Raw genomic sequence first — 20,562 nt, forward strand, 5'->3', positions numbered from 1 at the left:
GTCAGTACGGCGTTCGACCGCGCGCGAGGATCCGCGTCCGCTCCCCGTCGGGACTCGACCACACCAGCCGAACGGCGGTTCCAGACGAGACGGTCCCGCCGGTGTCCTCGCCGAGCACGATCGAGTCGCCCGCGCCGATCGGGTACTCGGACTCCGGCACCACGTGTTCGGGTCCGCCGTCGGCGACGAGCGAGACGTTCCCGGTCCGCTCCCCGGTGATCGTCCGCCCGCCGGTGACGGTCGCGACGACCTCGTACCCGACGCCGGCCGTGCGGTAGGTGAAGTCCACCGACACCTGCGGCCCGCCGGTCCGCAGACCGCCCGCGAACCCGAGCATCGCCGCGCCGACTACCGCCGCCAGCACCACCGTGATCGCGACCATCGTCACCGTCGCGATCGCCGGCGTCACTGCTCTGTCCGAACTCCTCGGTCGGTCCGCTGGTGATCCCGTGAGTGCCATCGTCGGATCGGGTCCCCCAGCGACGTGTCCCGACTGTCGGCGACTCCTCGGAGGGGGTTGTTAATGCTACTGCCGGAAAAATCGCATCTGATAACCGTACGGCTGTGCCGATCGTCGGCCGTCCACAACCACTAAACGCGGTTCCCGCCTACCGCGGGTAATGACCGACTGGACGGAGCGCTATCGCCCGTCGTCGCTCTCGGAGCTCCGGGGCAACGACAAGGCGGTGTCCGCGCTGCGGGAGTGGGCCGACGGGTGGGAGGATCACCGCGAGGCCGTCGTCCTGCACGGCTCGCCGGGGATCGGCAAGACCTCGGCGGCGCACGCGCTGGCGGCCGACAGGGGGTGGCAGACCGTCGAGTTGAACGCCTCCGACAAGCGCACCGGGGACGTGATCGAGCGGTACGCCGGTCGCGCGGCCAACAACGCGACGCTCGGCGGTTCCTCGGGCGGCGACGACACCGGCGGCCGCCAACTCGTCATCCTCGACGAGGCGGACAACATCCACGGCAACTACGACCGCGGCGGCAAGAGCGCGGTGACGAAACTGGTGAAAGACTCCGGCCAGCCGGTGGTGCTCATCGCCAACGAGTACTACGACATGAGCCGCGGCCTGCGGAACGCGACCCAGGACATCGAGTTCCGCGACGTGGGCAAGCGCTCCATCGTTCCGGTGCTCCGGGACATCTGCCGCAAGGAGGACATCGAGTTCGACGCCGACGCGCTCGACCGCATCGCCGAGCGCAACAGCGGGGACCTCCGCGGGGCGGTCAACGACCTCCAGGCGGTCGCCGACGGCAGGGACCGACTCGCGCTGGAGGACGTGATCACCGGCGACCGCGACCGATCCATGGACATCTTCCCGTTCCTCGATCTGGTGCTCAAGGAAGGCGAATCCGCTCGAGAAGCCCTGCAGGCCAGCTACGACGTGGACGAGACGCCCGACGACCTCACGAAGTGGATCGAGGACAACATGCTGAAGGTGTACGACGCGGAGGAGGCGACCCGCGCGTACGACCGCCTCGCCGACGCCGATAAGTGGCTCGGCCGCGTGTGGGCGACGCAGGACTACTCGTACTGGCGGTACGCCGGCGACAACCTCTCGGCGGGCGTCGCCGCCGCCCGCGACGGCACCAAGGGCGGCTGGACCCGCTGGGGCCGCCCGCAGTTCTACCACTCCACCTCGGACACGAGCGACTACGTCGTCCGCGCCATCGCCGAGCGCGGCGGCTTCTCGATGGACACCGCCCGCCGCGCCGTGCTCCCGTACCTCCAGGCGATGACCCATCACTGCAAGCCCCGGGAGCTGACGGTCGAGATGGCCGCCGCCTACGAGTTCGAGGAGAAGCACGTCTCCCTCGTCACCGGCTCCGGGGAGACGACGAACAAGGTGGAGTCCATCGTCGAGGACGCCGAGGAACTGCGCGCCGAGCGGATGGAAGCACACTCCGGCGGCGCGTTCGCCGGCGTCGCCCCGAGCACGGCGGCGGAGCGAGCGGCCGACGAGGACGCGAACGGCGACGGCGGGGACGCCGACAGGGGGGACGCCGCCGGCGACGACGGACAGACGAGCCTCGCGGACGCCGCAGGAGACGGGGACAGCGACGGAGACGAGCACGCGGACGACGACGCTCGCGACGCCGACCCCGAGGCGGCCGAGGAGGACGACGGGCAGTCCGGGCTGTCGGACTTCATGTGACCGGGAGCGTCGACCGCCACCGTCCCGATTTTTCACCCCCCGACCCGATCCCCGAGCCATGCAAGCGGCCGTCCTCCGCGAGTACGGGGAGCCACTCGACGTGACCGACGTGCCCGAACCGGACTGCGAGCCCCACGGCGTCGTCGTCGACGTGGAGGCGTGCGGGATCTGCCGGTCGGACTGGCACGCCTGGATGGGCCACGGCGAGTGGGCCGACGATCGGGTCCCTCTCGACTACGTGCTCGGGCACGAGCCCGCCGGCACCGTGATCGAGGTCGGCGAACGGGTGGAGTCCGTCGACGAGGGCGACCGCGTCGCCGTCCCGTTCAACCTCGGGTGCGGCGCGTGCCCCGAGTGCGTGAACGGCCACGGGAACACCTGCCTCGACGGCCGCGCGCTCGGCTTCGAGCGCGCCGCGCCCGGCGCGTTCGCCGAGCGGGTCCACCTCCCGCACGCCGACTACAACGCGATGCGCCTCCCGGAGGGCGTCGCCGCCCGCGACGTGGCCGCGCTCGGCTGTCGGTTCATGACCGCCTTCCACGCGCTGACACACCGCGCCCGCGTCGACGCCGGCGAGTGGGTCGCCGTCCACGGCTGCGGCGGCGTCGGGCTCTCCGCGGTCCAGGTCGCCGACGCGATCGGAGCCCGCGTGATCGCCGTCGACGTGGACGCCGACGCGCTCGAGCGCGCGGCCGCGGCGGGAGCCGACGAGACGCTCCGCGGCGACGCGGTCGACGTGCCGAGCGAGGTCGAGGCGATCACGGGGCGGGGCGCGCACGTCTCGCTGGACGCGCTCGGGCGGGCGGAGACGTGCCGGAACTCCGTCGCCTGCCTCCGCGAACGCGGCACGCACGTCCAGGTCGGGCTGACGACCGACGCCGAGGAGGGCGAGGTGAGCCTCCCCACGGACGCGATGACGCGCTGGGAGGTGGACTTCCTCGGCTCGCGCGGGATGCCGCCGACGCGCTACGACGAACTGCTCGGACTGCTGGAGGCCGGGGATCTGGACCCAAGCGCGCTCGTCGGTCGGGAGGTCGGACTGGAGGCCGTGCCGGACCGACTGGCAGCGATGACGACGTACGACACCGACGGTGTCGAGGTCCTCACGTTCTGAGTGCCGTCGGCGGGTCGGACTGCGGGGGGAGAGGGGAAACGGACCTGAACGATCTCAGTCGCGCTCGGTCGCCGCGACGGCGACGCCCCCCTCGCTGACCGTGACGATCACCGTGTCGGCACCGCCGCCGCCGCCGAGCGCGGGGTACAGCCGGATCGCGTCGCGCGCGCTGGCCCCGTCGACCGTCGCCTCGAGGACGTAGGCTCCCGGGCCAGGGAAGAACTCGCGGATCGTCCCGGTGTCGTCGCCGGCGACGGGGTACGTTCCCTGCTGGACGACGGTTCCCGACTCGAAGCCGCCCGCCGGCGTTCGGTCGGCCGGTTCGTCTGGGCCGGGCGTGGCGACCGACGCCGCTCGGAGGCGGACGCGGACCGCCTCCGGGCGCTCGTTGCGGATGAGCACGCCACCGGGCACGTCGTTGCTCCGGAGCGGCCGGGTACAGCCGGCGAGCCCGCCTGTGAGGACGAGCCCGGTCGCCGCGAGGATCCCCCGTCTGCGTGGCACGCTCGGCCCGTGGTCGGGCGTCGATAAAAAGGGTGAGTCTCCGGCGGCTCCGGCCTTCCAGCAGCTTCGAGAGGAACCGTCGACCGCGTTCGGTCCTCGGCTCGTCGAAGAACTCCCGCGGCGGCGTCCCCTCGACGATCTCGCCGTCGCCGCCCATCTCAGTCGGCGATCGTGAACGCCGCGCCGGCCGTCAGTCGTCGGTGGAGCCGTAGACGGGCCGCTCGACCTCGGGTTCGGCCCCACGCAGCGACCACGCCGCCCCCGCCGTCAGCGCCGTCGCCAGCGCGAACACGAGCCAGTTCACGAACCGGACGGCCGCGGTGTAGAGCACGATATCGCGCCCGAACACCATCCCCACGAACAGCAGCGTCGCGGCCGCGGCGACGGCGGCGGGAGCCGCAATCTCCCCCCGTTCGTTCAGCCACATCGCCGACGCCAGCAGCGCCCCGAAGGTCGCCAGCGACGCCGCGTAGAACAGGGCCTGCACCGCCGGCGAGTAGGCGATCACCGGCGACAGCCGCGACAGCGCCCACGCGACCACCAGTCCCGCCAGCCCGACGCCGACCGCCACCCGGATCCGCGAGAGCGTCCCTCGCGAGAAGCGACCGCGATACGCGAGCAGCGTGCCGTACGTCAACAGCGCGAAGATCGAGAAGCCGGTCAGGAAGTGCGCGGCGTGTACCGGCGCGGAGTACCCGCCCGGCAGCGCTCCGTTCAGCGTCACGGTGATCGCGCCGAAGGCGGCCTGCAACGGGGTGAGCACGGTCGCGAGGGTGAGCGCGTACCGCGTCCGCGACGCGATCCGGTCGCGGCCGAACCACGACCACGCGGCCGCGCCGAGGATCATGAACCCCGTGATCATCGCCCACAGCCTGTGGAACCACTCGATGAACGAGGGGATCGACTGCGGCAGGACGCCACCGTCGCACAGCGGCCACTGCTGGGCGCAGGCCAGTCCAGCGCCGGTCGCGGCCGTGTAGATACCGAGCGAGATGAGCGTCAGCGCCATCCCCGTCGTGACCGCCACGTACCGACGGAAGGTGAGCCACTCGGGTCCGCGTGTCATCGGCGGAGTTGGGTGGCGCTCGCACTTAGAACGCGCGGTCGAGCGCTCCCGCCGAGCCGGGTTCGATGGGGTCACCGTTAAGTTCGGGTGCGACGCGTCGGAAGACGTGAGCCCTCCATCGAACGCGATCGGATCTACCTTCCTCGCACGGGTCACTCCGGACGACCGCCGCCGGCGACGACTGGTCGCCGCGACGGCGTCGCTCGCGGCGGTGCTGGCGCTGTATGCGACCGTCGCCGTCGTCTCGGGCGTCAAGAGCGGACCGATCTACGACCTGCTCGTCGCGGTGTTCGCCGCGGTGGCGCTCCTCGCGCCGGCGTTCGCGGCTGCGGCGTTGCTGGCCCCGGACGCGGGCCGCCCTGGCGGTCGCCCCGCGGACGCCGCCGACGGAGCCGAGACGGACCCGGTGACGGCGCTCCAACGACGGTACGCGACCGGCGAGATCGACCGCCGTGAGTTCGACGAGCGGATGGAGACCGTCCTCGATTCGGACCGCTCCCGTACCGACGACGGTCGATCGGTCGGCACCCCGTCGGTCCGCGCCGGCGACGACGACCGCGCCGGCGACGACGACAGCGACACGGAACGCGCCGGCGACGCCGACAGCGACACGGAACGCGCCCGCCGCTGACCGAGCCGTCTCACATCAGCCCGTCGAGGTCGTCGTTCTGGAACAGTTTGTCCGCCTCTTCGCTCTCCTCGTCGCGCCGGTTCGCCTCCTCGCGCGCCTCCTTCGCCCGCCGCATGAACTCCTCCAGGCGGTCGGAGCGCTCGACGCCGCCCAACACGATCAGCGCGGCGAGGCGCTCGGAGTCCAGCGGGAAGTCGCCGCCGCGGACCTGCATCGACCCGGTCTCCTCCTCGACCCACTTGCGCGCCCGCTCGACGCCCTTCCGTGAGATGCGGTCGGGCTTGCCCGCGATGACGAGCAGGGCGGAATCGGCCTTCGTCGCGCTCGGCAGACTCGTTCCCGTGAGGAGGGCGTTTCGCGTGACGCTCGTGACGACGTTGACGTTCGTGTCGGGGTCGTCGTCCGCCTCGGCGCTGGCGTAGCCGAGCGCGGCGATCCCGCCCGAGCGGAGCGTGTTGATCACCTCGCTGGTGTCGACGACCGACTCGCCGACGCCCTCGACGGCCTCGCCGGAGGCGAACAGCAGGCCGACCCTGCGGGCGATGGACTGGTTGATGCTGTCGAACCCCTGCTCCAGGCTCTCGCCCGAGGAGTGCCACGCGTCGTTGTCGATGAGGATCGTCGAATCGGCCTCGCGGGCGAGCGTCTTCAGCGAGCGCCCGGCGTTCACCTGGTACATCGCCCCCTCGTCGCGCCCCGGGAGGATCCCGATCGCGTACACGGGGATGTCGTACACGCGCCCGAGTTCCTTCGCGAGCACGGGCGCGCCGCCGGAGCCGGTGCCGCCGCCCAGCCCCGCCACGACGACGATCGCCTCCGCCTCGGCCGTGATCCGCCCGTCGAGCGCCGACATCACCTCGCCGGCGTCCGACTGCATCACCTCCGCACCGAGTTCGTTGTCGCCGCCGACGCCGTGTCCCTTCACCCGATCTTGGCCCACGAGGACAGTGTCGATCTCCAGCGGCTGGAGGTCGGCCTGGGCGCTGTTGACCGCGAGCGCGCCCCGGACCGCGTCGAAGCCCATCTCGCGGTCGAACTCGACGAGGGCGGAGGTGACCTTGCCGCCGGCCTGACCGACGCCGATGAGGACCGTCTTCATACTGGTATCTCTCGCTCACGACGCGGCTTGAATCTTCCCACGATGGAGATCCCGCCGGAGTGATCCGGAGTGATCCGGACCGACCCGGACCGATCCATACGTTCACATACGATGTCGGATCCAACCGGCGTATGGCTCCACGCGACTCCGAACGCTCGGACGATAACGACGCGAACGCGGCGGATATCCACGCCCGCGTCGACGCGATCGAGCGCGCGGTCTGCGGCGACGCCGGCGACCTGACCGACCTTTCGAGGGCGACGGAAGCGACGGCCAGACTCGACGAAGTCGAGGGGCGACTGGACGCGGCCGAGGACACGGTCGCCGACCTCGAGGCGGCGGTCGAGGCGATCCGGGGATACGTCGGCGCGATCCGCGCCGTCAACGAGCGCGTCGAGCGTCGGGCCGACCGCGCGCTCGCGGCCACCGAACGCCTCCGCGAGGACGCTGCAGTCAACGACCCGACCGCAAGCGATGCCGTCGGCGGCGCGGTCTCCGACGCGGCTCTCGAGGACGCGCGCGACGACCCCGAATCACACCCCTGGGCGACGACGGCGGACGGATCCGGACCCACCGATCCCGGATCCCTCGATCCCGGACCATCCGATCAGTCAGCCTCCTCGGTATCGCCGAGCGACGACGAAGCTGAGTCGGGAGCGACCGGCGGATCGCTGGCCGACCGTCTGCGCGACGCGCTGTGATCCGCGCGGTCCTCGCGGTCGCCGTCGCCGTCGCGTTGCTGGCGGCGTCGGTCCCGGCTGTCGAGTCGGCCCGCGCCGACCGGACCGCCGCCGCGCTGGAACGGATTCCGGACCGGATCGACAGCGCCGCCGCCGGCCTCGTCGCGAGCGAACCGCCGGTCGTCGCCGACGGCCCGCCGACGGCCCGCCGAGTGCTCGCGGTTCGGCTCCCGTCGCGAACGCTCGCGCGGGCCGGTGTCGACTCCCTGTCGATCTGTCCGGTCGGAGCCGACGGCTCCGCTGCGCTCGTGGCCGTCGTCGAGGGCGACCGAACGGTCCGGCGACTCCTTGCCGGCCGGTTCGCGCTCCCGCCCGGCGGGGTCGTCCTCCGGGAACCGGGACGCCACCGACTCGCGCTCGTCCCGGTCGAGGGCCCCTCGCCGGCGCGTTCGGCTCGCCAGCCGACGCCGGACGTCCGGATCCGCACGCTCGACCCCCCGGCCGCGGGCGGAGGTTCAAGTACCGGAACGGGACCACCGACGCCATGCGATTCCTCGACCGCCTCCCCGGCCGCGACGCGGGGGACCGCGCCGGCGACGCCGCCTGTCGCTGTCGGACGCGGACCGCCGCCGATTCGCGTTCCGGCGTGACCGACGCGACCGCCTTGTTGGTCGACGCAGACGCCTGCGACGGCAGCGACATCGCCCGCGACGAGGCCTGTCGCGCGACCGTGATCGACGCGCTCGTCGACGCCGACGCCGACACGGTCCGCGTCAGGAGCGACGGCCGCGACCGGGTGTACGCCGGCCGCTCGGCCGCGCTGTTGCTCGCGGCCGGTCGGTTCGCCGACGCGGTCGCCGTCCGAGACCCGGACCTCGCCGAGCGCGTCCGGACCGATCCCGTCGCCGTCGCCCGCACGGCGCTCGGGCGCGCCGGCCCGGTCGCGCGCCTGGTCGCCGAGACGGGGCTCGCCGCGTGCGTCGAGGGGGTCGGCGACGACCCCGCGGGCGTCTCGGGACCCGACCTGACCGATATCCTCCGTCCGGGTGTCGCGCCCGTGATCGCGCTCGGCCGAACGGTCCCGCGCCCGCCGCCGGACGCGACGCTTCGGAACACCACGGATCTCTCGACCGGCGGCACAGTCGCCGTGTACGACCGCGACGGCCCCCTGCCGCACTACCACCTCCGGCCGGTCACCGACGGGCTCGACGTGTCCGCGCTCGCGACGCTCGAGGCCGCCCGCGACCGTCTCGCGAACGGGACGGTGGAGTCGGGCGATCGCGCCGCCGGACGGGCCGTTCGACGCGCCGTCGCCGCGAGCCGAGCGGAGACCGGTCGGGCCGAGACCGAGGAAGACGCGCACGCGGGACCCGGGAACGATCCGGTCCCGATCGAGACGCTCGCCGACGTGCTCGACCGTCACACGCGCGGGCTTGGCGTCCTCGACGACGTGTTCGCGGATCCTCGCGTGACCGATGCCTCGCTGTCCCCGCCGGCGGCTGACTCTCCCTTGCGGGTCGTCGTCGACGGCGAGGCGATGACGGCGAACGTCGAACTCTCCGCCGGGGAGCTCGCGGCGCTCTCCTCGCGCGTCCGCGCCGAGAGCGGACGGGCGTTCTCGCGGGCATCGCCGACGACCGACGCCGCCCTCGGCGACGTTCGGGTCGCGGCCGTGACGGACCCGGCCAGCGACGGGCCGGGGTTCGCGTTCCGCCGGCGCGACGACGAGCCGTGGACGCTTCCGCGGCTCGTCGCGGTCGGGTCGGTCCCTCCGGCGGTCGCCGGTCTGCTGTCGGTCGCCGTCGAGCGCGGCGCGGCCGTCCTCGTGGCGGGTCCCCGCGGCGCTGGCAAGACCACCCTGCTCGGAGCGATGTGTTACGAGCTCCCGCCGGCGACGCGGTCGGTCGTCGTCGAGGACACGCCCGAACTCCCGCTCGAGGCGCTCCGGGAGGCCGGGCGCGACGTGCAGGGCCTCCGCGTCGGAACCGACGCGGACGCGCCGCTGTCGCCGACCGAGGCCGTCAGGACCGCCCTCCGCCTCGGCGAGGGTGCCATCGTCGTCGGCGAGGTGCGCGGCGAGGAGGCGCGGGCGCTGTACGAGGCGATGCGCGTGGGGGCGGCGGCCGACGCCGTGCTCGGCACGATCCACGGTACCGGCGGCGCGTCGGTCCGCGAGCGCGTCGTCTCGGACCTCGGCGTTCCACCCTCCTCGTTCGCCGCGACGGACCTCGTCGTCACGCTCGGGCCGGACCGCCGACTCGCCGCCGTCGAGGAGGTCCGCGACGGCGGTCCCGACGGATTCGCCGCGCTGGCCGACCGCGAGACCGGGGACGCGACGATGACGGGGTTGCTCGACCGCGGCGAGAGCGCCCTCGCCGCCGACCTCGGGGGCCCCGACGGGGACTACGCCGACGTCCGAGCCGCGGTCCGGGAACGGACTGAGGTCATCAGCGACCTCGCGGCCGCCGGGCGAACCGACGCCGCGGCCGTCGCCGACGGGTACAACGGGTACGACGGGTACGACGGCTACGACGGGGTTCGACGGTGACGAGGAGAGCCGCAGGCGACGCGCTCTCGTCGGTCGTCGCGTGGGCGGCCGCCCGCTGGCCGTTCCCGGTCGACCCCGACCCGGCGGTCGACCGGGCGTGCTCCCGACTCGGCCGCGAGTGCGACGGCGAGGCGGTGGCCCGGGCGAGCGCGACGGTCGGCTGTGTCGCCGGCGGGGTCGCGGCGGCGGTCCTCGCCGTTACGGTCGGGCTCGCGGCGGCCGCGACCGGCGGCCTCCTCGTCGCCTGCACGGTCGCCGCCGGCGGCCGACGGCTCCCGGTGCTTCTGGCCGCGTTCGCCCGGACGCGCGCAGTCGCCGAGGTGACCACGCTCGTCGGGTCGCTCGCGCTGTCGATGCGGCTGACGCCGGTGCCCGAGCGCGCCGTTCGCGTCGCGACGGCCGCCGGCGACGGGGCGCTCCGACGGAGCCTGCGTCGGCACGCGCGTCGGGCCGCTGTGACGGGCGGTACAGCAGCCGGCCTCCCGTCGTTCGCGGCCGAGTGGCGCGAGGAGGCTCCCGCGCTGGAGCGGGCGACGGCGTTGCTCGTCGCCGCCGGCGACGCGGCCGCCGGGGTCGAGCGCGAGCGACTGCTCGACCGCGCGGTCGACGCCGTGGAGACCGACCTGCGCGACCGGGCGGCGTCGTTCGCCGGCGACCTCCGCGGGCCGGTCACCGGGCTGTACGCGTTCGGCGTCCTCCTTCCGCTCGCGCTCGTCGGGACGCTCCCGGCCGCCGTCGCCGCCGGCGTTCCCGTGTCGCCGCTCGCGCTTGTCGTCGTCTACGACCTGCTCCTCCCGGCCGCGATCGTCGTCGCCGGCGGTCGGCTCCTGCTCGATCGCCCGGTGGCAGTACCCTCGGCGCGCGTCGACCGCTCTCACCCGGACGTGCCGGACAGGCGGCCGCACGCTGTCGTCGCGTGCACAGCCGCCGGCGCGACAGGTTACGCCATCGTGACCGCGCTCGTGGCCGGTTGGGCCGGGATCATCGCGGCGATCGGGGTCGGCGTCGGGAGCGGACTCGTCGTCCTGCTCGCCCCCGCTCGCGGCGTTCGCGAGTCGATCGACGAGCGCGAACGCGGGCTCGCCGACGCGCTCGCCCTGCTGGGCCGACGGGTCGCCGACGGCGAGTCCGTCGAGCGCGCGCTCCCGGCGGTCGCGGGGACGCTCTCCGGCCCGGTGGCCGACGCGCTCGCGACCGCCGCCCGGCGGCGCTCGGGGCTCGGGCTCACGGTTCCGGAGGCGCTCGCGGGGGACGGCGGCCCGCTCGAACCCGATCGGGGCGGGCCGCGGACCCGCGCCGCGGTCGCGGCGCTCGCGACGGCCACAGACGTCGGCCGACCGGCGGGGGCGGCGCTCGTCGCCCACGCCGACAGACTCGACGCGCTCGCGGCCGCCGAGCGCGCCGCGCGGCGCGAACTCGCGACCGTGACGGGGACGCTTCGCGATACGGCGGCGCTGTTCGGCCCACTCGTCGGCGGCGCGACCGTCGCGCTCGCGGGACGGCTCGACCGACTCGGCGGGGGATCGTTGCGCGGCGGCGTCGGCACCGCTCTCGGCGACGCGTCCGAGGGAGCGGCGACCGGTGCGGACGCGACGGCCGCCGGCGCGGCCTCGACGGCCGTTCTGCCGCCGTCGGTCGTCGGTCCGGCCGTCGGCGCGTACGTCCTCGTGCTCGCGGCGACGCTGACCGCGCTCGCGACCGGGCTCGAGCGGGGACTCGACGCGACCGTCGTCGGCTACCGCGCGGGGATCGCGCTGCTGTCGGCGACGGCCGCGTTCCTGGCCGGCCACGTCGCTGTGGCGGCCCTGCTGTGACCGCGGGCGGACGTGGAGTCTGTGCGGTCGTGGTCTCTGGGCGGTGGCGAGGGTTCAAATACGGAAACGGAACCAGGGGGACCATGTTCGACGCTCCGGTCGACGCGTGGTACGCCTGGATCGGCCTCGCGGCCGCCGCGACGGTGACGCTCGGGATCGCCGCGGGTCTGCCGAGTGCTCCGCCGCCCGACGCCGCCGCGGTCGCGAGGACGGTCGACGCCGTCGCCAGCGCCGAATCGCCGTCGTCGGCCCGACACCGACTCGCCGCCGACGCCGCACTCGTGACGACCGCGGGGATCTCCCTCCGATCGGACGGCGGAGCCGCGCACGCGAGGTTCCGAGCCGACTCGGTCGTGCCCCTGTCCGGCGGCGCGTCGCCGCCGCCCGACGACTCGCTGGCGGCGGTCGCCCTCGGCGAACCGCCCGGGTCCGCGTTCGACTCCCCGAGCGAGCTCGCGGCCGCGGTCGACGCCGCGCGCGAGGCGGGACCCGTCGAGGTCGGACGAGCGGCCGAGCCGAGCGGACGCGACGCGGAGTCGACCGCGGACGCGACGCCGAACCGCAGCGTCGGCCGGACCGTCCACGTCCGGCACGTCTCGTGGGGGGAGACGGATGTCACGCTCGTCCTGCTCGCGTGAGCGCGCGCTGGCGGAGCCGACCGCCGCGCTCGCGTCGGTGCTCGCGATCTCCTTGGGGATCGCCGCGTACGCGACGGTCCTCGGGGGGGTCGGCGCGTCCGGGTCGCCGGCGGCCGATCCCGCGCTCGAGCGCGCGGCCGACGCGGTCACCGTCGGCGGCGTCGCCGACCCCGATCGTCTGCCGGGGGCTCTCGCCGCCGCCGCGGGCGTGGAGAGCGACGACGCCGGTGTCACGGTCTCCCTCTCGGCGGGCGGGCGGAACTGGAGCGCGGGATCGCCGCCTGCGACGCTGGAGCGGGACGGGGCCGCCGAGCCCGTCACCTCCGCGACTCGTCGCCTCGGCGTCGCGCTCGGGCCCGGACGTGTTCGCCCCGGCCGGCTGCGCGTTCGGGTGTGGCGATGACCGGCTCCGTGCTCGACGTGTGCCTGGCGCTGCTGCTCGTCAGCGCGGCTGCCGTCACGCTCGTCGGAGCCGACGGGCAGGCGACCCGGACCGACGCGCTCGGCGACGGAAGCGACCTCGCCGGCGAAACCGGTTCCGCCGACGACGCGGTCGCCGTGCTCGCGACGACGACTGCGGCGATCGAGTACGATCTCGGCTCGGGATCGACCACGGACCCCAGTCCGGCAGCCGCTCGGGTCGCACACGGCACGCTGGCGGAACACCTCGCACGCGTCGCCGTTCGCTCGGCGACGCTCGACGGCACGACGCTGTCGCCGGCGACCGCGGACTATCGACGCGGCGTCCGCGCCGCCGTCAACGACGCGGTCGGATCGAACATCGCCGTCCGGGTTCGCTGGCGGCCGGTCGCGGGCGCGGGCCTCGCGGGCGACGTCCGCGTCGGCGGCGATCCACCGTCCGACGCGTCGGTGAGCGCCGCACGGATCGCGGTTCCGGTGCCCGGAGCGACCGCGTCGCGGCCGAACGTCTCGACGGCCGACGCCTCGGCGTCGACCCCGGACCGTCACCGGGAACGCGCTGCCGTCGCGGTCGCGACGCTGTTCCCGCCCGACCGGATCGCGGCGACCGCCCGCGGCGACGACCCCGGAGCGGCCGCGGTTCGCGAGCGCTATCGCCGGGCCGATTCCGCCCTCGGCACCGACGCGCTCGAGGCGGTCGAACGCGGGTCGCCGCGGGCGGCCAACCGACGGCTCGCGGCCGCGCTCGCGACTCGCGCTCGCGACGCCGACGACACCGGCGGCAGCGCCGCGGCCGGGGCTGCGACCCGCACCGACGATCCCGTCGGCACCGTCGTCATCGTCGTTCGAGCGTGGTCGGCGTGACCCGGTCGATCACGCTCGCCGGCGACGACCGGGGACGGGTGCCGTTCGCGCTCGTCGGCGTCGTCCTCCTGCTCGGAAGCGTCGCGTACGCGAACACGCTCGCGCTTCGCGGCCCGGTCGTCGTCGACACCGCCGCCGATGACGCTCTCGACCGTGCGGAGTCGACCGCCCGCCCGGCCGTTCGGACGGCCGCGACCGCAGCAGCGCGCGAGGCGGCGCTCCACCCGGTCACGGATCCCGCCGACGGCGCTGTCGGCCGTGAACTCGACCCGAACGCGCCGTTCCGGGACGCGCTCAGGCTCCGGATCGCCGTCGCGACGACGGACGCGCTGTCGCGCACCGCCACGGACGCCGGCGGCGTGACGGCCACGGCGTCGATGCCGGCGATCGAGTCCGCGAGCGACGTGCCGGCGGCGATCGACCGCGTCGAGGTCGAGCCGATCGCAGACGGGACGGCGATGCGGGTCACCGTCCGGAACGTGACGCTCACGGCCCGCCGGAACGGCGACGCGGTTACACAGCGCCGAGTGAATTACACCGTCGCGGTCGCCGTGCCGACGCTCGCGATGCACGACCGAACCGAGCGCTACGAGGCTCGATTGAACCGTTCGCCGTTCGAGGGGGCGGGACTCGGCCGGGCGCTCACCTGGCGGCTCTGGACGGTCGCACAGGCCCGCGGCACGGCACAGTACCTCGGCGCGCCCGTCTCGAACGTACTCGCCAACCGCCACCTGGAGCTGTCGACTAACGCCGCTGCGCTGCGGGCCCAGGAGGCCGCATTCGGTCGGAGCGACCCCGAGGGCCGGGCCGCGATGGTCCGCGCCACCGCCCGCGTCGGCGCGACGGACCTGCTCACGCCGGCCATGGATCGCGGCCCGGCGTGGACCGATCGCGTCCTCGATACCGCCGCTGACTCCGTGACTGACTCACCCGGCTCCGATCCAGATCACGATTCGGCGTCGGTACTGCGCCCGCCGGCGTCCGGGAACTCCGCCGCCCCCGACGACGCGATCCGCGTCGGCGTGAACGCGACCGCGGACGCGGCGTTCCTCCGCGTGATCGACGCCGACGGCGGCCTCGACCCGATCCTCCGAGACGCCTACCGCGCGAGAGCCATCAGGGAGGTGTCGGTCGAACGGGAGACGCGCGGTACGCTCCCCGCCCGCACGGCTCCGGGACCCAACTGGACCTTCGTTACCGCGACGACGACGCGATCGGTGTCGGTCGTCGACCGGTCGTCGGTTCCCGCGTCGGAGCCGCGATCGGTCGCCGACGAGCGCAGGACCGTCGAGGTCCGCGACCGGGTGACGCGCTACTGGCTCCGCAACCGAACCGTCAGGCGCACGACCGCGACCCGGACCAGCGAATACCGCGTTCGGATCGCCGTTTCGCTGGCGTACGCGCCGACTGTCGGTCCGGATCGACCGACCGATCCCGTGTTCGTCCGGGGCGGCGCGCTCGACGGACCGAACCTCGCCGACGCGTCGGCGACGGCTCGCGAGGAACTCCTCTCGCCCGGCGAGGCCGATCGGATCGCACGCGAGGTCGTTCCCGACGACGGCCACTCGACCGATAGCGTCGCCGTCGTCGGGAGCCGTCCGGCGGACATCGGAGACTGGGTGTATCGGGACCTCGTCGGCCTGCGAGAGCGCGTCCGGAACGTCTCGGTCGCGATGACGCGCGCGGCCGTCGCGAGCGGCGACGCGAACGCGCCCGCGAGCCTCGCGGCGGAGATCCGAGAACGCCGCGCCTCTCTCGTCGACGCGCCGGAGACCTACGACGGGGCCGCCGACCGTGCCCGGGTGGCCGCGAGGGCTGCTTACATTGACGCCGTCCTCGCGGAGTTGGACCGGCGCGCGGGCGGGACCGACGACCGCGCCGGCGACTACCGCGACGCCGTGGCCGGAGCGACCGACGGCGTCGGAGACCGCCTCGGCGACCTCGCCACCGTCGCCGCAGACGCCACCGCTCCGGAGCCGTCACCGGCCGGATCGTGGCGGGCGGGCGAGGTGGTGCTCACGCCCGACGCGGACCCCGGATACCTCCCCGTCACCGCGGTAGAGAGCGACCGGATCGCGTCGGTCCCGACCGGCGAGACGGTACATCCGTTGGTCGCGCGTAACACGAACCTCTTCACTCTCCCGACGGGCGATGTCGCCGACGCGGTCACAGACACCGCGCTTCCGGAGCGTCGTCGGGCGTCGCTGTCGACCGCCGGGCGCGTGCTCGTGGCCGCCGAGACGACCGCGGCGACGGCAGCCGACACGACGACGACCGGCGACGGCTCCGCCGAGCACGGGGCCGGGGACGACTCCGACGCCGCCGCCGATCGAGCCGAACTCCGCGACCGCGTCGACGACGAACTCGCCGCCGTCGACGACCGCGCGCTCGACGTGCTCGAGGAGACGACGGCGCTGTCGGCGGGCGAGCGGGAGGCCGCGGTGTCGGCGGCACGCGAGCGGTGGCCCGCTCCGGGACCCAGGGCGCTCGCGGTGACGAACGGCTCGTACGCGACCGCGATCGCCGCCGCGGCCGCCGACGAAATCGCCGCGGGTACCGACGAGAGCGGTTCCGCGGTGACGACCCGCGATCGGCTCGCCGTCCGGCTCCGAGTGGAACTCGCGGCGACGGCCGCGGACGCGACCGTCTCTGTTCCGCAGGGAATGCAGGCGGGCGTGGTCGATGCGACGAGAGAGAAGCGACGCGATGCGCTTCGCCGGGCCGCGAAGGGAGCGGCGGAAAACGCCACCGAGCGGGTCCGCCAGCGCTACGCCGACCACGCCTTCGGCGGCGTGACCGCGGGGCTGCCCGTCGCGCCCGTGCCGGCCTACTGGTACGCGACGGTGAACGTCTGGGACGTGGCTGTCGCGGGGACGTACCCGCGGTTCGCCGTCACCGCACCCGTCGGCGGGCCCGACGGGGGGGACAGCCGGATCCGATACGTCCGCGACGGAGCCCTCGCCGAGTTGGACGTGGACGGCGACGGCGACCCGGAGCGACTGGGCCACGCCGAACGCGTGTCGTTTCACACCAGAACTGCCGTGGTCGTCGTCGTCCCGGCCGGGCGCTCGGGGGTCGGCGACGTGACCGGCGAGGCGACCGAGTCCTCGCCCGGGTGGCCCTGCCCGCCGTCCGAGATCCGTGCCTCGGCTCGCGGGGACGACGTATCCGACACCGGTGACGACGCGTCCGACCGACCGGAGGGAGCCTGTCGATGACGACCGAGCCGCGAGCGGGCCACCGCCGGGTCCGGGGGCGGAGTGACAACGGTTTTGCCGGCGGGGCGGGGAGTGAGTGTATGCTCTACGACGCCCTCGCCGACCCGACCGGGGCGACGCCGGCGGACCTGTTGGATGCGTACGCGGCCGAGTTGGCCGACGCGCTCGCGGACGACGACCCCGCGACCGTCGCCGAGACCGTCGGCGTCGACGAGGCGACCGTCGAGACGATGGCCGGCGGCGACCCGGAGGCGGTCGCCGACGTACGCCTCGCCGACGCCGCGGCCGTGCTGGAGCGGGTCGAGGGCGTGCCCGCCCACGACATCGCCCACGAGGTGCGCGACCATCTGATGATGGGAATGGTGACGGCGATCCTCGACGTGGACACGATCGCCGCTGAGATCGACGCCGACCTCACCGGCCAGGAGGTACAGCAGGCGCTTGAAGGGCGGACCAGGCTCACGCTCGGCGAACTCGCCGATATCCAGGCGCTCGTGATCGAGCGCACGCCCGAGTAACGATGCACGTCACGATCATCGGCTGTGGCTACGTCGGCCTCGAACTCGCCCGCCAACTCCGGGAGGCCGGCCACGGGGTGGTCGGAGTCCGCCGCTCGGAGTCCGGACTGCGCGCGGTCGCCGACAGCGGGGCCGACGCCGTCGCCGCCGACGCGACCGACCCGGAGACGCTGACGGCGCTCCCGGACACCGACGCGGTCGTGTTCGCCGCCAGTTCCGGCGGTCGCGGGGCGGAGGCGGCCCGGCGCGTGTACGTCGACGGCCTCGACAACGTGATCCGCGAGTACGGCCGGCGAGACGACCCTCCGTCTCGACTCGTCTACACGTCGAGCACCGGCGTTCACGGCGACCACGACGGCGACTGGGTCGACGAGGAGACGCCGCTGGATCCGACGACCGAGAAGACGCGGGTCCTCGCCGAGGCCGAGCGCGTCGCGCGCGAGACGGCAGCCGACCACGGCATCGACGGCACGGTCGCGCGCTTCGCGGGGCTGTACGGGCCGGACCGATACCGACTGGAGCGGTACGTCGAGGGCCCCGTCACGGAGGGGTACCTGAACATGGTCCACCGCGACGACGCCGCCGGCGCGGTGGCGTTCCTGCTGGAGCGCGATGTCGCTCGCGGGGAGGCTGTGCTCGTCGTCGACGACGAACCGGTCGACAAGTGGGCGTTCGCCGACTGGCTCGCGGCCGAGTGCGGCGTCGCGCGGCCGGAGAAGCAAACGACCGAGGAGCGCGTCGCTGCCGGCGACCTCTCGGCGGCCGCCGAGCGTCGCCTGCGCACGAGCAAGCGGTGCTCGAATCGGAAACTCCGCGACCTCGGATACGAGTTCCGCTATCCCACGTACCGCGAGGGGTATCGAGAGGCTATCCGGACCTACGGCGAGGGTTAAGCGACTGGTAGCTTCATATGTCGGGACCGAATAGCGCCGCTATGGTACAGGTGGGAGCGCGCGCCTTCCAGGAGGGCTGGTCGGCGGTGTCGGCGAACCCGCGGGCGGTCGTCGCCGTCGCCGGTGGCGCGCTCGCGCTCGTGGCGGCGCTGGCGCTGTACCGTCGGCTCCGGCGGACGCCCGGCGAGCGCTTCCGCGCGCTGCTGGCCGGCCGTGAGTCCGTGAGCGTCCTCCTGCACCCCAACCCCGACGCCGACGCGATGGCCGCCGGCCTCGCGGTCGCCGAGTTGGCACGCAGCGTCGACACCGACGCCACCCTCCAGTACTCCGGACAGGTGCGCAGACAGGAGAACCGCGCGTTTCGTACGGTCCTCGACGTGGACCTCGAGTCGATCGACCACGTCTCGGACCTGTCCGCCGAGGCGGTCGTCCTCGTCGACCACAACGAGCCCCGGGGGTTCGCGGGCGCGGATGGTATCCTCCCGTTCGCGGTCGTCGACCACCACCCCGGCGAGGGGAGCGGCGAGGCGTTCACCGACGTTCGAACCGACTACGGCGCGTGCGCCAGCATCCTCGCGGAGTACTTCGCCGACACCGGTGCGCGGCCCGTTCCGCCGGACGCCCACGAGTCGGAGGTGACGGGTGCGACGCTGTCGACGCGTGCGGCCACGGGCCTGCTGTACGGCGTCATCTCGGACACGAACAGACTGACGCGCGGCGCGTCGGCGGCCGATTTCTCGGCGGGCGCGTACCTCCACCCCGGCGTCGACGAGGACAAACTCGAGCGCGTCGCCGACCCCGCGGTCAGCACCGAGGCGCTCGACGTGAAGGCGCGCGCCATCGCCGGTCGGGAGGTGCGTGGCTCCTTCGCCATCAGCGACGTGGGACGGGTGTCCAACGTCGACGCCATCCCGCAGGCGGCCGACGAACTCGTCGGACTGGAGGGCGTCACCGCCGTCGTCGTCCTCGGGGAGAAGAACGGCACGGTCCACCTCTCGGGGCGGTCGCGCGACGACCGCGTCCACATGGGTCGAGCGATCGAGGCGGCCGTCGCCGACGTGCCGACCGCCTCGGCCGGCGGCCACGCGCGGATGGGCGGCGGACAGATCGGTCCCCAGGCGACGGCCGACGGCAGCGAAGAGATACCCGTGGTCGGTCGCGAGGAGTTGCTCGACCGCCTCTTCGACGCGATGGAGGGCGAGCGGTAGGCCTTTTCGCCTCCGAGCACACCCCCCGGCAATGGCAACAGCGCGCGGCACCTGGGGCTACCGCGACCGCTTCGGCGACGCCGTCGGCCGGACGTACTTCCGCCGGTTCGGGCCCGGCGTCGTCTCCAGCATCGGCCTCGGCACGGCCCTCGGCGACCCGGACGACGCCACCGACGACCGCTACCGCCGGGCGCTGGCGACGGGACTCGACGCCAGTATCAACGTCGTCGACACCGCGAGCAACTACCGGTGCGGACGCGCCGAGCGCGTCGTCGGCGAGGCCCTGGCGGGGAGCGGCGTGCCCCGCGAGTCGGTCGTGATCGCGAGCAAGGTCGGGCACCTCCCGTTCGACGGCTCCCGCCCCGACGACCCCGGGCGGTACGTCCGCGAGCGCTACGTGGACACGGGGCTCGTCGACGCGGACGACCTCGCCCGGGGCGGCCACGCGCTCACGCCGGCGCTCGTCGACGCGACGCTCGACCGCTCGCTCGAGGCCGTCGGCGTCGACGCGATCGACTGCTACTACGTCCACGAGCCCGAGGCGCAACTGGCGGTCCGCGACCGCGCCGCCGTCTACGACCAGGTGGAGACCGCCTTCGAGACGCTGGAGCGCCGCCGCGCGGCCGGCGACATCGGGATGTACGGCGTCGCGACGTGGGACGCGTTCCGCGTCCCGCCCGACCACGAGTCGCACCTCGATCTCGCGGAGCTGCTCGCCCGCGCGGAGGCCGCAGCCGACGCCGTCGGGGTCGAGGACCACGGTCTGCGGGCGATTCAGCTCCCGTTCAACGTCCGCATGGCCGGCGCGTTCACCGTCGCCGCACACGACGCCGACGGGGCCGACGGCCCCGTGAGCGCGTTGGAGTTCTGTCACCGCGAGGGGCTGTCGGTCGTCGCCGCCGCGGCGCTGGCTGGCGGGGACCTCGCGGAGCCGGACGCGATCCCGGAGGGTGTGGCCACACGTCTCGCCGGCGATACGCCCGCCCAGCGCGCGCTCAACTTCGCCCGCTCGGCCCCCGCGGTGACGACCGCGCTGGTCGGTTGTCGCCGGCGGGCACACGTCCGGGAGGCCGTCGCGGCCGGCACCTTCGATCCCCTCGGTGCCTCGGCGTTCGACGCCGTCTTCGAGTAGTCGCCGACGGGACCGTCCTCGTCGCTCGGTGAGTTCGGACGAAGTCGTCAGGGGCG

General features: G+C 74.1%; 19 protein-coding genes. 15 read left to right on the top strand and 4 right to left on the bottom strand.

Annotation, left to right across the window (positions count from 1 at the left end; genetic code table 11):
• Position 1 precedes the first annotated feature (1 nt).
• Positions 2-409: a type IV pilin gene (locus Hbl1158_RS07325; protein WP_234299390.1), complete on the bottom strand. Its 408-nt coding sequence runs from the start codon at positions 407-409 to the stop codon at positions 2-4.
• Positions 410-620: 211 nt separating this feature from the next.
• Between Hbl1158_RS07325 and Hbl1158_RS07330 the strand changes: the two genes are divergently transcribed.
• Both Hbl1158_RS07330 and Hbl1158_RS07335 read left to right on the top strand, forming a co-directional pair.
• Positions 621-2,159 carry a replication factor C large subunit gene (locus tag Hbl1158_RS07330; protein ID WP_234299391.1) on the top strand — a complete coding sequence of 513 codons (1,539 nt, stop codon included), beginning with the start codon at positions 621-623 and terminating at the stop codon, positions 2,157-2,159.
• A gap of 58 nt (positions 2,160-2,217) precedes the next feature.
• The gene (locus Hbl1158_RS07335) at positions 2,218-3,273 is read left to right on the top strand and encodes an alcohol dehydrogenase catalytic domain-containing protein (protein ID WP_234299392.1); all 1,056 of its coding nucleotides are present in this window, start codon (positions 2,218-2,220) and stop codon (positions 3,271-3,273) included.
• 54 nt (positions 3,274-3,327) lie between these two features.
• Here Hbl1158_RS07335 and Hbl1158_RS07340 read toward each other — a convergent pair whose 3' ends face one another.
• Both Hbl1158_RS07340 and Hbl1158_RS07345 read right to left on the bottom strand, forming a co-directional pair.
• Positions 3,328-3,777, bottom strand: coding sequence for a hypothetical protein (locus Hbl1158_RS07340; protein ID WP_234299393.1), 450 nt, complete (start codon positions 3,775-3,777; stop codon positions 3,328-3,330).
• Positions 3,778-3,967: 190 nt separating this feature from the next.
• Positions 3,968-4,843, bottom strand: coding sequence for a COX15/CtaA family protein (locus Hbl1158_RS07345; protein ID WP_234299394.1), 876 nt, complete (start codon positions 4,841-4,843; stop codon positions 3,968-3,970).
• Positions 4,844-4,949: 106 nt separating this feature from the next.
• Between Hbl1158_RS07345 and Hbl1158_RS07350 the strand changes: the two genes are divergently transcribed.
• On the top strand, positions 4,950-5,474 hold the full coding sequence (locus Hbl1158_RS07350; RefSeq protein WP_234299395.1) for a hypothetical protein: 525 nt from the start codon (positions 4,950-4,952) through the stop codon (positions 5,472-5,474).
• A 10-nt stretch (positions 5,475-5,484) separates the two neighbouring features.
• Here the strand turns inward: Hbl1158_RS07350 and Hbl1158_RS07355 are convergent, their stop codons facing one another.
• Complete coding sequence (locus tag Hbl1158_RS07355) at positions 5,485-6,573, bottom strand: tubulin/FtsZ family protein (protein ID WP_234299396.1); 1,089 nt, start codon at positions 6,571-6,573, stop codon at positions 5,485-5,487.
• A gap of 131 nt (positions 6,574-6,704) precedes the next feature.
• On the opposite strand from Hbl1158_RS07355, the gene Hbl1158_RS07360 reads away from it, so the two are divergent.
• From Hbl1158_RS07360 to Hbl1158_RS07415, 12 genes are all read left to right on the top strand, one after another.
• Positions 6,705-7,274, top strand: coding sequence for a hypothetical protein (locus Hbl1158_RS07360; protein ID WP_234299397.1), 570 nt, complete (start codon positions 6,705-6,707; stop codon positions 7,272-7,274).
• Positions 7,271-7,903 (top strand): hypothetical protein, encoded by a 633-nt coding sequence (locus Hbl1158_RS07365; RefSeq protein WP_234299398.1) that lies wholly within the window; start codon positions 7,271-7,273, stop codon positions 7,901-7,903. The genes Hbl1158_RS07360 and Hbl1158_RS07365 overlap by 4 nt, the downstream gene beginning before the upstream one ends.
• A complete protein-coding gene (locus Hbl1158_RS07370; RefSeq protein WP_234299399.1) occupies positions 7,798-9,801 on the top strand; it encodes an ATPase, T2SS/T4P/T4SS family in 2,004 nt (667 codons plus the stop codon). Before Hbl1158_RS07365 ends, Hbl1158_RS07370 begins: the two co-directional genes overlap by 106 nt.
• Positions 9,798-11,615: a type II secretion system protein gene (locus Hbl1158_RS07375; protein WP_234299400.1), complete on the top strand. Its 1,818-nt coding sequence runs from the start codon at positions 9,798-9,800 to the stop codon at positions 11,613-11,615. The genes Hbl1158_RS07370 and Hbl1158_RS07375 overlap by 4 nt, the downstream gene beginning before the upstream one ends.
• 83 nt (positions 11,616-11,698) lie before the next feature.
• Positions 11,699-12,253, top strand: coding sequence for a hypothetical protein (locus Hbl1158_RS07380; RefSeq protein ID WP_234299401.1), 555 nt, complete (start codon positions 11,699-11,701; stop codon positions 12,251-12,253).
• The gene (locus Hbl1158_RS07385; protein WP_234299402.1) at positions 12,228-12,656 is read left to right on the top strand and encodes a hypothetical protein; all 429 of its coding nucleotides are present in this window, start codon (positions 12,228-12,230) and stop codon (positions 12,654-12,656) included. The genes Hbl1158_RS07380 and Hbl1158_RS07385 overlap by 26 nt, the downstream gene beginning before the upstream one ends.
• Positions 12,647-13,537 carry a hypothetical protein gene (locus tag Hbl1158_RS07390; RefSeq protein ID WP_234299403.1) on the top strand — a complete coding sequence of 297 codons (891 nt, stop codon included), beginning with the start codon at positions 12,647-12,649 and terminating at the stop codon, positions 13,535-13,537. Before Hbl1158_RS07385 ends, Hbl1158_RS07390 begins: the two co-directional genes overlap by 10 nt.
• Positions 13,525-16,755, top strand: a complete 3,231-nt coding sequence (locus Hbl1158_RS07395) for a hypothetical protein (protein ID WP_234299404.1) — start codon at positions 13,525-13,527, stop codon at positions 16,753-16,755. The genes Hbl1158_RS07390 and Hbl1158_RS07395 overlap by 13 nt, the downstream gene beginning before the upstream one ends.
• A gap of 80 nt (positions 16,756-16,835) precedes the next feature.
• Positions 16,836-17,273: a DUF5791 family protein gene (locus Hbl1158_RS07400; RefSeq protein WP_234299405.1), complete on the top strand. Its 438-nt coding sequence runs from the start codon at positions 16,836-16,838 to the stop codon at positions 17,271-17,273.
• 2 nt (positions 17,274-17,275) lie between these two features.
• Positions 17,276-18,166 (top strand): NAD(P)H-binding protein, encoded by an 891-nt coding sequence (locus Hbl1158_RS07405; RefSeq protein ID WP_234299406.1) that lies wholly within the window; start codon positions 17,276-17,278, stop codon positions 18,164-18,166.
• A 41-nt stretch (positions 18,167-18,207) separates the two neighbouring features.
• Positions 18,208-19,374, top strand: coding sequence for a DHHA1 domain-containing protein (locus Hbl1158_RS07410; RefSeq protein ID WP_234299407.1), 1,167 nt, complete (start codon positions 18,208-18,210; stop codon positions 19,372-19,374).
• 31 nt (positions 19,375-19,405) lie between these two features.
• A complete protein-coding gene (locus Hbl1158_RS07415; protein ID WP_234299408.1) occupies positions 19,406-20,506 on the top strand; it encodes an aldo/keto reductase in 1,101 nt (366 codons plus the stop codon).
• The last annotated feature ends 56 nt before the right edge of the window (positions 20,507-20,562 follow it).

Source organism: Halobaculum sp. CBA1158, from assembly GCF_021431925.1.
Taxonomy (GTDB): domain Archaea; phylum Halobacteriota; class Halobacteria; order Halobacteriales; family Haloferacaceae; genus Halobaculum.

What these genes read in the sequence shown, in the direction of transcription:
- Hbl1158_RS07360 (WP_234299397.1), top strand. Translation starts at nt 6,705, where the DNA reads ATGGCTCCACGCGACTCCGAACGCTCGGACGATAACGACGCGAACGCG.
- Hbl1158_RS07335 (WP_234299392.1), top strand. Translation starts at nt 2,218, where the DNA reads ATGCAAGCGGCCGTCCTCCGCGAGTACGGGGAGCCACTCGACGTGACC.
- Hbl1158_RS07380 (WP_234299401.1), top strand. Translation starts at nt 11,699, where the DNA reads ATGTTCGACGCTCCGGTCGACGCGTGGTACGCCTGGATCGGCCTCGCG.
- Hbl1158_RS07345 (WP_234299394.1), bottom strand. Translation starts at nt 4,843, where the DNA reads ATGACACGCGGACCCGAGTGGCTCACCTTCCGTCGGTACGTGGCGGTC.
- Hbl1158_RS07370 (WP_234299399.1), top strand. Translation starts at nt 7,798, where the DNA reads ATGCGATTCCTCGACCGCCTCCCCGGCCGCGACGCGGGGGACCGCGCC.
- Hbl1158_RS07355 (WP_234299396.1), bottom strand. Translation starts at nt 6,573, where the DNA reads ATGAAGACGGTCCTCATCGGCGTCGGTCAGGCCGGCGGCAAGGTCACC.
- Hbl1158_RS07385 (WP_234299402.1), top strand. Translation starts at nt 12,228, where the DNA reads ATGTCACGCTCGTCCTGCTCGCGTGAGCGCGCGCTGGCGGAGCCGACC.
- Hbl1158_RS07405 (WP_234299406.1), top strand. Translation starts at nt 17,276, where the DNA reads ATGCACGTCACGATCATCGGCTGTGGCTACGTCGGCCTCGAACTCGCC.
- Hbl1158_RS07330 (WP_234299391.1), top strand. Translation starts at nt 621, where the DNA reads ATGACCGACTGGACGGAGCGCTATCGCCCGTCGTCGCTCTCGGAGCTC.
- Hbl1158_RS07410 (WP_234299407.1), top strand. Translation starts at nt 18,208, where the DNA reads ATGGTACAGGTGGGAGCGCGCGCCTTCCAGGAGGGCTGGTCGGCGGTG.
- Hbl1158_RS07400 (WP_234299405.1), top strand. Translation starts at nt 16,836, where the DNA reads ATGCTCTACGACGCCCTCGCCGACCCGACCGGGGCGACGCCGGCGGAC.
- Hbl1158_RS07415 (WP_234299408.1), top strand. Translation starts at nt 19,406, where the DNA reads ATGGCAACAGCGCGCGGCACCTGGGGCTACCGCGACCGCTTCGGCGAC.